The 13,356-nt window shown below is 39.1% G+C and carries 12 protein-coding genes; 8 read left to right on the top strand and 4 right to left on the bottom strand.

Annotation, left to right across the window (positions count from 1 at the left end):
* Positions 1–15: 15 nt before the first annotated feature.
* On the bottom strand, positions 16–585 hold the full coding sequence (locus FGG79_RS10085) for a hypothetical protein (protein ID WP_138777902.1): 570 nt from the start codon (positions 583–585) through the stop codon (positions 16–18).
* Positions 586–935: 350 nt separating this feature from the next.
* On the opposite strand from FGG79_RS10085, the gene FGG79_RS10080 reads away from it, so the two are divergent.
* The gene (locus FGG79_RS10080; protein WP_138777900.1) at positions 936–1,319 is read left to right on the top strand and encodes a DUF4190 domain-containing protein; all 384 of its coding nucleotides are present in this window, start codon (positions 936–938) and stop codon (positions 1,317–1,319) included.
* A gap of 81 nt (positions 1,320–1,400) precedes the next feature.
* Here FGG79_RS10080 and ispG read toward each other — a convergent pair whose 3' ends face one another.
* Positions 1,401–2,510 carry a flavodoxin-dependent (E)-4-hydroxy-3-methylbut-2-enyl-diphosphate synthase gene (gene ispG, locus FGG79_RS10075; RefSeq protein ID WP_171050908.1) on the bottom strand — a complete coding sequence of 370 codons (1,110 nt, stop codon included), beginning with the start codon at positions 2,508–2,510 and terminating at the stop codon, positions 1,401–1,403.
* Positions 2,511–2,632: 122 nt separating this feature from the next.
* Positions 2,633–2,998 (bottom strand): hypothetical protein, encoded by a 366-nt coding sequence (locus tag FGG79_RS10070; protein ID WP_138777896.1) that lies wholly within the window; start codon positions 2,996–2,998, stop codon positions 2,633–2,635.
* A 59-nt stretch (positions 2,999–3,057) separates the two neighbouring features.
* Between FGG79_RS10070 and FGG79_RS10065 the strand changes: the two genes are divergently transcribed.
* A complete protein-coding gene (locus FGG79_RS10065; RefSeq protein ID WP_138777893.1) occupies positions 3,058–4,227 on the top strand; it encodes an MFS transporter in 1,170 nt (389 codons plus the stop codon).
* A 193-nt stretch (positions 4,228–4,420) separates the two neighbouring features.
* On the opposite strand, the gene FGG79_RS10060 is transcribed toward FGG79_RS10065, so the two are convergent.
* Positions 4,421–5,194 carry a DUF1189 domain-containing protein gene (locus FGG79_RS10060; RefSeq protein ID WP_138777891.1) on the bottom strand — a complete coding sequence of 258 codons (774 nt, stop codon included), beginning with the start codon at positions 5,192–5,194 and terminating at the stop codon, positions 4,421–4,423.
* 246 nt (positions 5,195–5,440) lie between these two features.
* Here FGG79_RS10060 and FGG79_RS10055 point away from each other — a divergent pair, with 246 nt between their 5' ends.
* The 6 genes from FGG79_RS10055 (at position 5,441) to FGG79_RS10030 (ending at position 13,344) form a co-directional block, all read left to right on the top strand.
* Positions 5,441–7,069, top strand: coding sequence for a Na/Pi cotransporter family protein (locus FGG79_RS10055; protein WP_138777890.1), 1,629 nt, complete (start codon positions 5,441–5,443; stop codon positions 7,067–7,069).
* Positions 7,070–7,144: 75 nt separating this feature from the next.
* A complete protein-coding gene (locus tag FGG79_RS10050; RefSeq protein WP_138777888.1) occupies positions 7,145–7,624 on the top strand; it encodes a DUF456 domain-containing protein in 480 nt (159 codons plus the stop codon).
* Between the two features lie 203 nt (positions 7,625–7,827).
* A complete protein-coding gene (locus tag FGG79_RS10045; protein WP_138777886.1) occupies positions 7,828–8,436 on the top strand; it encodes a superoxide dismutase in 609 nt (202 codons plus the stop codon).
* Positions 8,437–8,540: 104 nt separating this feature from the next.
* Positions 8,541–9,755: an MFS transporter gene (locus FGG79_RS10040; RefSeq protein ID WP_138777884.1), complete on the top strand. Its 1,215-nt coding sequence runs from the start codon at positions 8,541–8,543 to the stop codon at positions 9,753–9,755.
* Between the two features lie 193 nt (positions 9,756–9,948).
* Positions 9,949–12,078, top strand: a complete 2,130-nt coding sequence (locus FGG79_RS10035) for a peptidoglycan D,D-transpeptidase FtsI family protein (RefSeq protein WP_138777881.1) — start codon at positions 9,949–9,951, stop codon at positions 12,076–12,078.
* A gap of 354 nt (positions 12,079–12,432) precedes the next feature.
* Positions 12,433–13,344: a phosphate ABC transporter substrate-binding protein gene (locus FGG79_RS10030; protein ID WP_138777879.1), complete on the top strand. Its 912-nt coding sequence runs from the start codon at positions 12,433–12,435 to the stop codon at positions 13,342–13,344.
* Positions 13,345–13,356 lie beyond the last annotated feature (12 nt).

The raw sequence follows: 13,356 nt of genomic DNA, 5'->3' as shown, positions 1-13,356 counted from the left end.
GAAAGAGGCTTTTTTCTATGATTGATTTTGAAGCCAATTTTGCACCCAGGCGTCTGCTTCCCGCCAATCATTTACGCGGATGACCCCATCCGGGATCGGATTTTGATTATAAGGCGTGTTAAATAACAGAACAGGTATGGATAATTCTTCTGAAATGGCTACGGCATTATCGTGTTTATCTTCAAAGAAAATATCGACATTGTGTTTTTTTGCTGTTGAAATTTTATCATGAGATCCGATCAACTCAATATGGTGATACATGAGATCCTGTCGATCGAACCAATCTCTTGTAATTTGAAATAGATCGGAACTTCTCGCACTAATAAAATAAAGCTCATATTTTTCCTTCCACTGATCCAAGATGGTCTTTGCGCCTGGAGCAAGGGGGGATTCCTTATAAATAGTAGGTTCTGCTTCCTTGAACCATTTTCCAAAGGTTTGAGGTGAAATATTCAGAACTTCAGTTAGTTCGTATTGGGTAATGTCTTGTAAGGATAAATTCAATTGAAAATATTCATTTATGTGAGGCAGTAAAGATTCAGGTGAGGTGACTGTCCCATCAATATCGATTCCAAAGCGTTTCATTCTTTATCATACTCCTCTGTATAAAAACTCCTTCAAGTTTATCACATTCCTTACCTTTAAATAAACGGTTTTTAAACGTCTTTCGTTTTATCTCTAAACTAGACAGTGAAGGTTGATTTCCTCTCAAGCAAATTCAATTTCTTTGCAGTTTAATCAAAAAAGAAGGCTGTTTTCTCAAAAAATGTTGTTTTCTATCATAGATATTGACAAAGGTAATCACGGTCCTTACACATCAAATTTTAGGAAAGGATTTTTATGCTAACAAATTTGACAAACATTAGCATAGTAAAAAAAATGAACTAAACACACAATAAGAAGGCTCCCACACACAGAAAGTGAGGGATTGCTGTATGAGTGATGAACGACGCGAATTAAATAGCGTTAATCGAAATCTCCAAGATATCGACGTGTATTACGACAATCCGGAAACAGATGTGATTAGAGAAAATTATCGTGAAGAGACAGCAGCAGAAATTGCTGCTCCAATGAATGTTAGCCGTGACTTTGAACACGATACCGTTGAAGATTCGACAACATCTGGTCGTGTATTGGGTTACTCTTCTTTAGCCCTTTCCATTCTTTCCTTATTTATTCTCCCGGTCATTATGGGGGCTGCGGGGATTGTCCTTGGATTTGTTGCTAGACGAAGAGGCGCAGAAATGCTTGGTGCCTGGGCAATCGGAATTGGGGCCGTATCGATAATCGTGGGATTATTTGTACTGCCGTTCTTTTAAAAAAATCGTTTTTTCTTGAAATTGGGAGCGTTTCAAGAAATTAAAAAGAGGACTGATTTTTATCAGTCCTCTTTCCATTCATTAAACTTGTGGTTCCTGTTCTTTCTTTTCAGCTTCTTGCTTCGCGAAATATTCTTCAGCGATTTTGTCAATTTCCTTTTTTAGTTCCTCAACCATCGTCTCTTCAGGGACTTTACGAACCGTTTTTCCTTTGCGGAATAAAAGTCCTTCACCCCGTGCACCGGCAATGCCGATATCAGCCTCTCTGGCTTCACCCGGTCCATTTACCGCACAACCAAGGACAGCGACCTTTATCGGTGCTTTAATGGTTGAGATGTACTCTTCCACCTCATTGGCAATTGAAATGAGGTCGATTTCAATTCGGCCACAAGTTGGACACGAAATCAAGGTAGCTGCATTTGATGCTAATCCAAATGACTTTAACAGTTCTCTAGCGACTTTTACTTCTTCAACAGGATCAGCACTCAATGAGATGCGGAGCGTATTTCCAATCCCGAGACTAAGTATCGCGCCAAGACCTGCAGCACTCTTTACGGTTCCGGCAAACAATGTACCTGCTTCAGTAATTCCAAGGTGAAGCGGGTAGTCGAATGCTTTCGACGCTTTAGTATAAGCTTCAATCGCTAAGTTAACATCGGAAGCCTTCATGGAGACGATGATATCATGAAAATCAAGGTCCTCCAGGATTTTGATATGGTGAAGGGCACTTTCTACCATTCCATCAGCCGTAGGATACCCATACTTCTCGATGATTTTTCTTTCGAGGCTTCCGGCATTCACACCGATTCGAATCGGGATGCCCTTTTCTTTCGCTGCTTTGACAACAGCCTCGACTTTTTCACGACGACCAATATTTCCCGGATTAATCCGGATTTTATCGGCTCCGCCTTCAATGGCTTTTAAGGCTAATTTATAATCAAAATGGATATCGACAACCAGTGGGATATTAATTTGTCTCTTAATATCAGCAATGGCATCCGCTGCTCGTTCATCGGGACAAGCCACTCGAACGACTTGACATCCTGCTTCTTCGAGACGGTGAATCTCTTTTACCGTTGCTTCAACATCATGCGTTTTCGTAGTGGTCATACTCTGGATAAACAGTTCGTTGTTACCGCCAATAGTTAAATCTCCGACTTTTACCGGACGTGTTTTTGAACGATGTATAATTTCACTCAAGTGTAATTCGCTCCTTTAGAAAGGTTCTCAAAGTTTCATTATAAGTAATACGAAGCAATTGTAACAGTGTTTTGTGTAAAATGACAAGAAATAGGTGCTTTACAATGGCAGGTTTATTGATAACTTGGTACCTTGTATGTTTTCCCAATTTGAATTTTGTCGGGTGGAACTTCATTTAATTCTTCAAAGTCGGTGATGACTTGGTCTATAGAAACAGGTATGGAACCATCAAGAAGATCTTCTACAAGGCTCAGTACTGTATCACCGGGCTTGACCTCCATTTCTACATAAGATAGAGAGGAGGGGCCTTCTTGTGTTTCAGGACCCTCGGACCTAGAAGACGTACCCTGATTGACCAGGGGCTGTGCGGTTGTGACAGAGGCCTCTTTATACAGAAGCCTTAATGTTCCCTTATTTAAATCATAATAGACACTATAAAGAAGAATAATAAAACCTAAGAATATAGCCATTCGTTTCATGTGTATTTTCCTCCCACTATTTATGAGTACGCCAGGGAACAATAAAGGAGTGAAGAGATATGAAAAACAAATTGCTCCAACTTGCGATTGGTTTATTGCCAGTATTAATGGTGTTTGGAAATTCTATGCTCATTCCGATCCTACCAAATATTGAGGGAGATTTAGAATTGAACAGCCGCTGGTCCGGCTTCATATTAAGCTCATTTACTATACCCGCTGCAGTGGTTATTCCCTTTGTAGGGGCATTGTCTGATCGATATGGACGAAAGCGGTTAATCAGCATTTCATTATGGATTATGATTCTTGGCAGCGTGCAATGTATCTATAGTGGAGGAATCGTTAGCCTTTTTATGCTTGGAAGAGGATTACAAGGTGTTGGGGCAGCAGGGACGACACCTCTTGCTATGGCGTTGATCGGAGATATATTTGAAGGTCAGGAGCGCTCAAGGATGCTGGGTTCACTAGAGGTGTTCAATGGAATAGGCAAGGTAGTAGCACCTTTGACTGGAGCCACACTCGCCATTCTTGTCCACTGGAATCAATCATTTTGGGTGTTCCCGATTTTATCCTTTGTGGTATTAATCGGTCTTAGAAAGACGATTGATTCTAAAGAGGAAAATACCAAAGTTGATAAAAAAGGGATCTTTACTATTTTTATGTCAAAAGGAAGTCTGTTGATTCCTCTTTATGCCATTGGCGGAATCGGCTTATTTTTATTATTCGGCATTCTCTTCTATCTTTCCTACCATATAGAGAATACTTTTCATATTGATGGTTTTTTCAAAGGGTTTGCGTTCATATTTCCTCTTGGAGCGATGACGATTAGCTCCTATTGGTGTGGGAAGAGGTTGAAGACGGATGAGGAATTGGGGTGGATGTATATTAAATGCGGGCTAATGACGATGTCGATTCCTTTAGTGTTATTAATCTTTTTTTCTTCGTTAGGGTATCTGATGTTTTTCATCACGATAAGCTTTGGAGGATTAGGTTTAATGCTCCCCGTCATTAATACATTTGTTACAGCGAGCGTATCTGAATATGATAGGGGGATGGTTGTCAGTCTTTATGGTGCTGTGAGGTTTGCTGGGGTAGCACTCGGTCCGATTGCCTATAGTTTATGGAGGCAGGATCCAACACAAATGTATGTCATTACGTTTGGTTTCTCATTGGTCAATATATTTCTATTCACTTTAATTGTTTATCGGAAGAAAAGGGTCTTTCGTCCTTAGATTCAAAAAATCATTACACTCCCTTCAAAACTATCTTGTTGAAAAAAGTTGGAGTGATTAGGGAAGGGTGTATGATTTTATAGTAGCTAGTCGAAAGTAATGGGAATGTCTGAAAAGTCCTAATTAGAAAATATAGATCTAAAACAAAAGCCCAGGGATGTTGTTAAATCAACATCCCTGGGCTTTTGTTTTTTTATTTCATCATTTTTCTTTGGGGGATTTCTTTTACTGCTAAATATAGAATCACAGTAATGACAAACCAATCTAGGATTGGGGCCGCTGGGATATAGGTTTGTAACAATTCCATTAGGGTAAAAAACAGGGTAGAAACCGTGGCAGAATACGCAGTGATGCGAAAGCTCTGACGGTATTGTAAATTCCGTTTAAGAATATTCCCGAGCGTAACCCCGACCATCGCGAATATCGTCACTTTCAAGAACGTCATGCCAGATGTAAATAAGTAAAGAATAAATAAGGCGACTGGTATCAGGATCCATTTCAAATCGTTGAGTGAATCCAATATGTCAAGTAACCCTTCCTTAGTCAAGGATGTATCTCCAAACAACGAGTAGGAGGAGGATTGAACATAACCTTGATTGATGACAACGAAGTCCTGCTTCAGAAATGCAATCGTATTTACATCTTCATCAAGATCTTTTTCTTTCGTTTCTCCCGTTGCATCAAAGACAATTGTCATACCCTCTCTTTCAATTATAATCGGTTTAGTATGACCGGTAGTTAAGGAACCATTTTCAATTGAAAACGTTGGAAGGTCTTGTTCAACCGATTCTCTCAATGTGTCTATTGCGCTTGTAGCGAACGAAATAAATTGAACAGCTACAGGCAGTATAGAAATAAGTGCGAGCAGGAAGACGAAGCGAATCGTCTTGCCAATTCCTTGATAACGGAATTTCGCAATATCTTTTGGGGAATAGATACTTTTATACAATTGCTGAAATACATTCATTTAGTTATTTTTCTCCTTTCATTCATGCCTTATCTATTTTATGCTTGTCTTTCTGCTTCATCAAGTATAGATGTCAAATAGAGTTTATAATAAGTCTATTTTGTAACACAACTGTAATAAAAGTCGACTTTTATTAACCTATTGTAAATTTGAAGTGAAAAGTATTTACCTTTGCTCCATAATATATTAAAAATGATATGGGGTTTTTGTTGTTAAATGTCGAAAATATATGTAGGGGTTGAAAAAATGGAATTAAATTGGCAAGAGATGTTGTTTCAGTTCTTTGGAGGATTAGGTATTTTCCTCTTTGGGATAAAGTATATGGGCGACGGATTACAAAAGTCTGCCGGTGAACGTTTGAAAGAAATTTTGGATAAGTTCACGACAAATCCATTCATGGGGGTACTGGCAGGTGTATTTGTTACAGTATTGATTCAGTCCAGTAGTGGTACGACAGTTATCGTCGTCGGCTTGGTAAGTGCAGGCTTCATGACCCTCAGACAAGCGATTGGGGTAATCATGGGTGCGAATATCGGTACAACCGTGACAGCATTCATCATCGGTGTTGACGTAGGGGAATATGCACTTCCGATCATCGCCGTAGGTACCATTATGTTATTTTTCTTTAAAAATAAAAAAGTTCATAACTTTGGTCAGATGATATTTGGATTTGGTGCCCTATTCTATGGTCTAGAATTAATGGGTGGAGGAATGAAGCCTCTACGTTCCTTGGATGCATTCCATGACTTGACCGTTAGCATGAGTGATAATCCACTTCTTGGAGTTGTGGTAGGTACATTATTTACTGTTATTGTACAAAGTTCTTCTGCAACGATAGGTATCTTGCAAGAGCTATACAGCTCCAACCTGGTTGACTTACAAGCCGGATTGCCTATTTTATTCGGGGATAACATCGGTACAACCATTACAGCTGTTCTTGCAGCACTTGGTGCATCAGTGGCTGCTAGGCGTGCAGCGGCAGTCCATGTATTATTTAACTTGATCGGAACAACAATATTCTTAATTATATTGCCGTTTTTCTCAAAGTTTGTCGTTTTACTACAATCGACTTTCAATCTTAATGAGCCAATGACAATTGCATTCGCTCACGGAACCTTTAATATAACGAATACAATCATTCAATTTCCGTTTATTGCCATATTAGCGGTTATTGTAACCAAATTAATTCCAGGACAGGACTCTATCGTTGATTATAATTCGAAACATTTAGATCCAGTTTTTATTGAACAATCACCATCAATTGCTCTAGGGCAAGCAAAAGAAGAAGTTCTCCGCATGGGGGCATTTTCTGTCAAAGGATTAGAAGAAACATATGAATTCCTAAAGTCAAAGAGTTCAAAAAATGCAGAAGCAGCATATCAAATTGAAGGTGCTATCAACAATCTTGATAAGAAAATCACCAATTATCTGGTTGATTTATCATCTGCATCCCTTTCTGAATCTGAATCTGAGCGTCATTCAATACTGATGGATACCGTTCGTGACATAGAGCGTGTCGGAGATCACTTTGAAAATATTGTTGAGTTAATTGAATATCAACAAGCAAATAAAGTGAAAATCACCGATGATGCCATGTCTGACCTTGAAGTCATGTTTAATCTAACAATTGAAACCGTTGAAAAGGCGATTAAATCATTAGATCTAAACGATACAGATATTGCTCGGGAAGTAGCGGAGAAAGAAGACCAGATTGATAAAATGGAACGTAAGCTCCGTAAACAACATATCCTGCGTCTGAACGAAGGGCGATGTTCTGGACAAGCAGGAATCGTCTATGTAGATATCATCAGTAATTTAGAACGTATTGGTGATCATGCTGTCAACATTGCAGAAGCAGTATTGGGAGTAGAGTAAGACTGGTTTAAATGGACCCCTTTGATATGGATTCAAAGGGGTCCGTTTTTTATATTCCATTGGAGGTGCTGATAAGTGGAGTTTGTGTATTGGAGCATCATTATTGGCTTGATGATTTTATCATTTATAGGGCTGGTTTATCCGATTTTGCCAAGTGTTGTTTTATTAATGGGGAGCTTTATATTGTATGGATTGTTGTTTAACTTCGAGCCGTTTAGCTGGTTGTTCTGGACCGTGCAGATCCTTTTTGTGGTCCTTCTTTTCGGAGCTGATTATATGGCGAACCTGATAGGTGTCAAGAAATTCGGAGGAACGAAGGCGGGTATATGGGGAAGTACGGTTGGATTATTGGTTGGTCCATTTATCATCCCGGTCATTGGGATTCTGATTGGTCCTTTCCTCGGTGCGGTCATAGGAGAATGGCTCGTGCATCGCACCAATCTCAAGACCGCTGTTAAAGTAGGAATAGGATCGGTAGTAGGTTTCATCTCAAGTGTCCTGACCAAAGGATTTATTCAAATCGTTATGGCGATCTATTTCTTTTGGGTCATTTAGTCAAACAGCTTTTTTGATTTTGAAAACCACTGATATAAAATCCCGATGACTATATATAATAATATAGGGTATTTTATACTTGTAAGAAAAAAGTAAGAGATTGAAGGCAAATTATTTGAACAGACTTAGTTGTTTTGGTAATCTTATACTGAAACGGCCTGAAACTAACTATTCAGGTAACTATACATAGGGAGGAATTAATAATGGCTTACGAATTACCACAATTACCTTACGCATATGATGCATTGGAACCTCATATTGACAAGGAAACCATGAACATTCACCACACAAAACACCATAACGCATATGTGACAAAAGTAAATGATGCACTTCAAGGTCACGACGATTTATTAAGCAAGTCCATTGAAGATCTTGTTTCTAACTTAGACGCTGTTCCTGAAGGTGCTCGTACTGCAGTCCGTAACAACGGTGGCGGTCACGCTAATCACTCTCTATTCTGGACGGTATTATCTCCGAATGGTGGAGGCGCTCCATCTGGAGAGCTAGCAGATGCTATTTCTTCCAAGTTCGGAAGCTTTGATTCATTTAAAGAAGAGTTCGCTAATGCTGCAGCTACTCGCTTTGGTTCAGGTTGGGCTTGGCTTGTAGTAAGTAACGGTGAATTAGAAGTAACAAGCACACCAAATCAAGATAGTCCTCTTATGGAAGGTAAGACTCCAATTTTAGGCCTTGATGTTTGGGAGCATGCATACTACCTGAATTATCAAAATCGTCGCCCTGATTACATCGGTGCATTCTGGAACGTTGTAAACTGGGATGAAGTGGCGAAACGCTATTCAGCAGCTAAATAATTTTCATTCAATGAGGGAGGTTCTTTTTTAGAACCTCTCTTTTTTTTGTATAACTTTCTTCCCTTTTTCAAAAGATAGGGGTACGTTAAAGGGGAGTTTTGCACATGAGTAGATATAAAAAAGTTTTAGGCGATATTGATTTAACCAAGGACCTGACATTGCTCCTGTTGATCGGTGGACTGTACTCATTGAGTATCGCACTCTCTAACACATTTGTGAATATCTACCTGTGGAAGCAGTCAGGTGAATTTATCGATTTGGGCATCTATAATTTAACCGTTGTCATCTTCCAGCCATTAACCTTTATACTGGCTGGAAGGTGGGCAAAGAAAGTGGACCGGGTGATCGTATTGCGCTTCGGTGTTATTTTTTTGGCCCTCTTTTACATATCCGTCTTAGCTTTCGGAGAATCGGCAGAAGACTTTCTAATCGTATTAGGGGCTTTACTGGGCATCGGTTATGGATTTTATTGGTTGGCGTTCAATGTGTTAACGTTTGAAATCACTGAACCTGAGACAAGGGATTTTTTCAATGGCTTCCTTGGTACTCTGACTTCAGCGGGGGGAATGATCGGCCCAATTCTCGCTGGATTTATTATTTCCCGGTTTGAGTCCTTTCAAGGATATACGATCGTGTTCGGATTATCGCTCCTTCTATTCACCGTTGCGGTGATCATGAGCTTTTTCCTGAAGAGGCGACCGGCGTCGGGCCGATACCTTTTCCTTAGGATTCTTGAGGAAAGAAAACATAATAATAATTGGCGCCTAATCACTAACGCTCACTTCTTCCAGGGGCTAAGGGAAGGGACATTTATCTTCATTATTTCTGTATTTGTATTCATCAGTACCGGAAGTGAATTTGCGATTGGTACGTTCGGATTAATCAACTCGGGAATCGCCTTTGTGGGATATTATCTCGCATCAAGGGTAATAAAGAAAAATTTACGAAAGCGTGCTATATTATTGGGGGGAATCCTTCTTTATTTAGCGATATTCTTAATCGCGTTTGATGTAACATACATGAAACTTCTCATTTACGCAGCCGTCATTGCTATTGCGTATCCAATCCTGCTAGTTCCTTATATTTCCATGACATACGATGTCATAGGCTCAGGATGGAATGCAGCTGAGATGAGGATCGAATATATTGTTGTAAGGGAGATTTTTTTGAATATAGGAAGAATTGTTTCAGTAGTAGCGTTCATCATTGCGGTTACTTTCTTTAATCAGGAAGAGAGTATCCCGATTCTTTTATTAATGCTTGGTGCAGGGCATACGCTGATCTATTTGTTTGTAAGGAAAGTCGTACTCCCACTATAAGGAACTAAAAGCAAAGAGAGGGAAAGATTTCCTCTCTTTGTTTATGGCTAGATTATCCTAAGGAAATTCTATAAAATAAAAAGGGACGATTAAGATATGAGATCAAATATATAAAGAATTTTTACATAAGAGGAAGGGTTGGAAAGAATTGAAGAAAAATAGAAAGAAGAAAAGAACACATGTCCCTGTTCGGATGAATTTATTATTTTTCGCTGTGTTCTTATTGTTTTCTATCCTTGTCCTTAGACTGGGACTCGTTCAGATTGTGAATGGTGAAAGCTATAAGAAAGAGGTAGAAAGAACCGAAGATGTTGTGGTCAATACAGGTGTGCCAAGGGGAAAAATGTATGACCGATATGGAAATGTAATTGTTGATAATGTTCCGTTAAATGCTATTACGTATACTAGGGCAAACAACACGAAGATAGAAGAGATGATGGAGGTTGCATCAAAGCTTTCGGATTATATTGAAAAAGATACGAATGAAGTGACAGAACGGGACAAGAAAGATTATTGGTTAATCAACAATAAAGAGGAAGCAGACGCAAAAGTATCAGACGAGGAAATACAAAAGCTTCAAAATAATGAAGAACTATCTGAAGATGAAGTAAACAAAAAAGTATATCAAATGAGATTAGACCGCATTACCAAAAAGGAATTAGCGTCACTTACAGAAAAAGATTTGGAAATCATCGCGATCTACCGTGAATTCTCCAGTGGCTATGCATTGAATCCTCAAATTGTGAAGAATGAAGGAGTCACTCCAGAAGAATTCGCAGTGGTTAGTGAGCACCTGAGTGAGCTTCCTGGTATCAACACGACGACAGATTGGAAGCGATCGTATGTATTTGATGATACGTTAAGAACCATCTTAGGAAACGTGTCTTCTTCAAGAGAAGGGTTACCTAAAAATCTGGTGGAGACCTATTTAGCTCAAGACTACAATCGTAATGATCGTGTAGGAAAAAGCTACGTTGAATTAGAATATGAAGATATATTACAAGGTCAAAAGGAACAAATCAAAAACGTTACAAAAGGCGGCAGTGTGCTAGAATCTGTACTTGTTCAAGAGGGACAAAGAGGGAAAGATATTGTTCTCACTATTGACATGGAGCTTCAGCGTGAAGTTGAGAAAATCATTGAAGAAGAGTTAAGTAAACAGATTGTGAATCGACAGGCATCCCCTGATTTGGATCGTGCTTTCGTGGTTATGGTGGATCCGAATACGGGTGAGATATTAGCCATGGCCGGAAAGCAATATATTAAGAACACTGAAACCGGTAAATATGAGATGAGGGATGCTGCACTTGGTACCTTTACTTCCTCTTATGAAGTCGGATCAGTGGTAAAGGGTGCCACCGTATTAACTGGGTACATGACAGGGAAATTGACACCGGGGGAAGTTCTGATCGATGAACCTTTGAAAATTAAAGGTACCAATCCGAAGACTTCCTGGTTCAATAAGTATCAGCAGATCCCAATGACCGATTTATTTGCACTGGAGAAGTCATCTAATGCTTATATGTGGAAGGTTGCTTTAAAAATCGCCGGCGGCCATTATGTTCCGAATGAACCAATCGTGAATAACCCAGAAGCATTTGATATCTTCAGAAATCACTATGCTCAATTTGGTTTAGGCGTACCTACTGGTATCGACTTACCAGGTGAATCCGCTGGTCTGACAGGAACCAAAACAAATCCAGGTTTCTTACTTGACTTAGCCATTGGTCAGTTTGATACGTATACAACTATGCAGCTAGCTCAATACGTTTCAACTATCGCTAATGATGGGTATCGAGTCCAACCTCATATCATGAAGGAAATTAGAGAACCAACCAATGATAAGAAAAGTCTCGGTCCCATCCTGTTTGAAAAAGAGACGAATGTTCTGAATCGTATTGATGCAACACAAGCACAAATCGAGCACGTACAAGAAGGGTTCTACCGGGTCTACCATAACCCTCAGGGGACCGCATATACACAATTTAAAGATGCACCGTATAATGCTGCAGGTAAATCAGGTACGGCAGAGACGTATGTTGATGGCGAATTAAGCTATAACACAACTCTGATCGGGTACGCTCCATTCGATCATCCAGAGGTTGCTTATGCCACATTGGTTCCTGCTTCCCATATCCAGGCGAGTGGAGTTTCAGATCCTTATGTGAATAAGTATATATCTAAGCGAGTAATGGATAAGTACTTTGAATTAAAGAAGAAGCGGGCAGAAGAAGTGAAAGATCCTACATCAATTGATAAGAAAGTCGAAAATGCCAAAGAGGCGGAAGAACAAATGCAAGTTGAAAGAGAACAGAATAACTAACAAATAAGAAAGCTGATTTCGAATGTAGAAATCAGCTTTTTCTATTGATATGTATTCATATCCATAAGTCTTTTTACTCAAAATAAGGTGATTGATTCACTTATACAAATGAAAATACAGATTAAAACAATAAATTGCATGATTTAAAAGAGACAATACATAATTTCCAAACACTTACCTAATACTATATTTAATAAGTGTTTAAAAGGGTTTTAACGGTTTGAAAAGTAAAAAAAATGAAGAAAAATGTCGAATTTACAAAACCTTTACAATCGATTAAAACGCAATTAACACTCATCTATTAATCTAGTACTCGTAGGACAAAACAACCAATATTTTAGGGGGAATTAAAGAATGAAGAACTTCAAGAAATACGGTTTACTTTTAATCATCTCAATGCTAGTGGCTTTCGCAGCTGCATGTGGGAATGGAAGCAGCACTGATGAAAACGCTGAAGATAATAAAGAAGGTTCAGAATCAGCTTCAGGTTCAATCGTAGTTTCAGGTTCTTCTGCAATGCAACCACTTGTTGCAGCAGCAGCTGAAGAATTCATGGCAGAAAATCCAGATGCAGACATTCAAGTTAATGCTGGAGGATCTGGTACAGGATTATCCCAAGTTTCTGAAGGATCAGTTCAAATCGGTAACTCGGACGTTTTCGCTGAAGAAAAAGAAGGAATTCCAGCGGACGAGTTAGTTGACCATAAAGTAGCGGTTGTAGGTATGACAGCTGCAGTTAATCCTAATGTTGGTATCGAAGACATTTCTAAAGAAGATCTTAAAAAAGTATTTACAGGTGAAATTAAAAACTGGAAAGAGCTTGGTGGTAAGGATCAAAAGATCACTCTTGTAAACCGTCCTGACTCTTCTGGTACTCGTGCAACTTTCGTTAAGTTTGGCCTAGATGGAGAAAATCCTGCTGAAGGAATCACAGAAGATTCTTCTAACACAGTGAAAAAGATCATCAATGAAACAGATGGAGCAATTGGTTACCTTGCTTTCTCTTACTTCACAGATGATAGTGTAACTCCACTCGCAATCGATGGTGTTAAAGCTACAGACGAAAATGTACAAAAAGGTGATTTCCCAATTTGGGCATATGAGCACTCTTACACTAAAGGTGAAGCTGATGGTTTAGCTAAAACATTCCTTGATTACATGATGAGTGAAGATGTTCAAAGTGGTTTACTGAAAGATCAAGGTTACATTCCTTCTACAAAAATGGAAGTAGAACGTGACGCTGAAGGAAAACAAGCAAAGAAGTAATTGATGATGTAA

This window comes from Bacillus sp. BHET2 (assembly GCF_005938125.1).
Classification (GTDB): Bacteria; Bacillota; Bacilli; order Bacillales; family Bacillaceae_B; genus Rossellomorea.
Note: the sequence above shows the minus strand (reverse complement) of the source record. Positions and strands in the feature narration are given on the sequence as shown.

Coding starts and splice junctions, on each gene's coding strand:
- FGG79_RS10045 (WP_138777886.1), top strand. CDS start 7,828: ATGGCTTACGAATTACCACAATTACCTTACGCATATGATGCATTGGAA.
- FGG79_RS10080 (WP_138777900.1), top strand. CDS start 936: ATGAGTGATGAACGACGCGAATTAAATAGCGTTAATCGAAATCTCCAA.
- FGG79_RS10070 (WP_138777896.1), bottom strand. CDS start 2,998: ATGAAACGAATGGCTATATTCTTAGGTTTTATTATTCTTCTTTATAGT.
- FGG79_RS10055 (WP_138777890.1), top strand. CDS start 5,441: ATGGAATTAAATTGGCAAGAGATGTTGTTTCAGTTCTTTGGAGGATTA.
- FGG79_RS10085 (WP_138777902.1), bottom strand. CDS start 585: ATGAAACGCTTTGGAATCGATATTGATGGGACAGTCACCTCACCTGAA.
- FGG79_RS10030 (WP_138777879.1), top strand. CDS start 12,433: ATGAAGAACTTCAAGAAATACGGTTTACTTTTAATCATCTCAATGCTA.
- FGG79_RS10060 (WP_138777891.1), bottom strand. CDS start 5,194: ATGAATGTATTTCAGCAATTGTATAAAAGTATCTATTCCCCAAAAGAT.
- FGG79_RS10035 (WP_138777881.1), top strand. CDS start 9,949: ATGAATTTATTATTTTTCGCTGTGTTCTTATTGTTTTCTATCCTTGTC.
- FGG79_RS10065 (WP_138777893.1), top strand. CDS start 3,058: ATGAAAAACAAATTGCTCCAACTTGCGATTGGTTTATTGCCAGTATTA.
- FGG79_RS10040 (WP_138777884.1), top strand. CDS start 8,541: ATGAGTAGATATAAAAAAGTTTTAGGCGATATTGATTTAACCAAGGAC.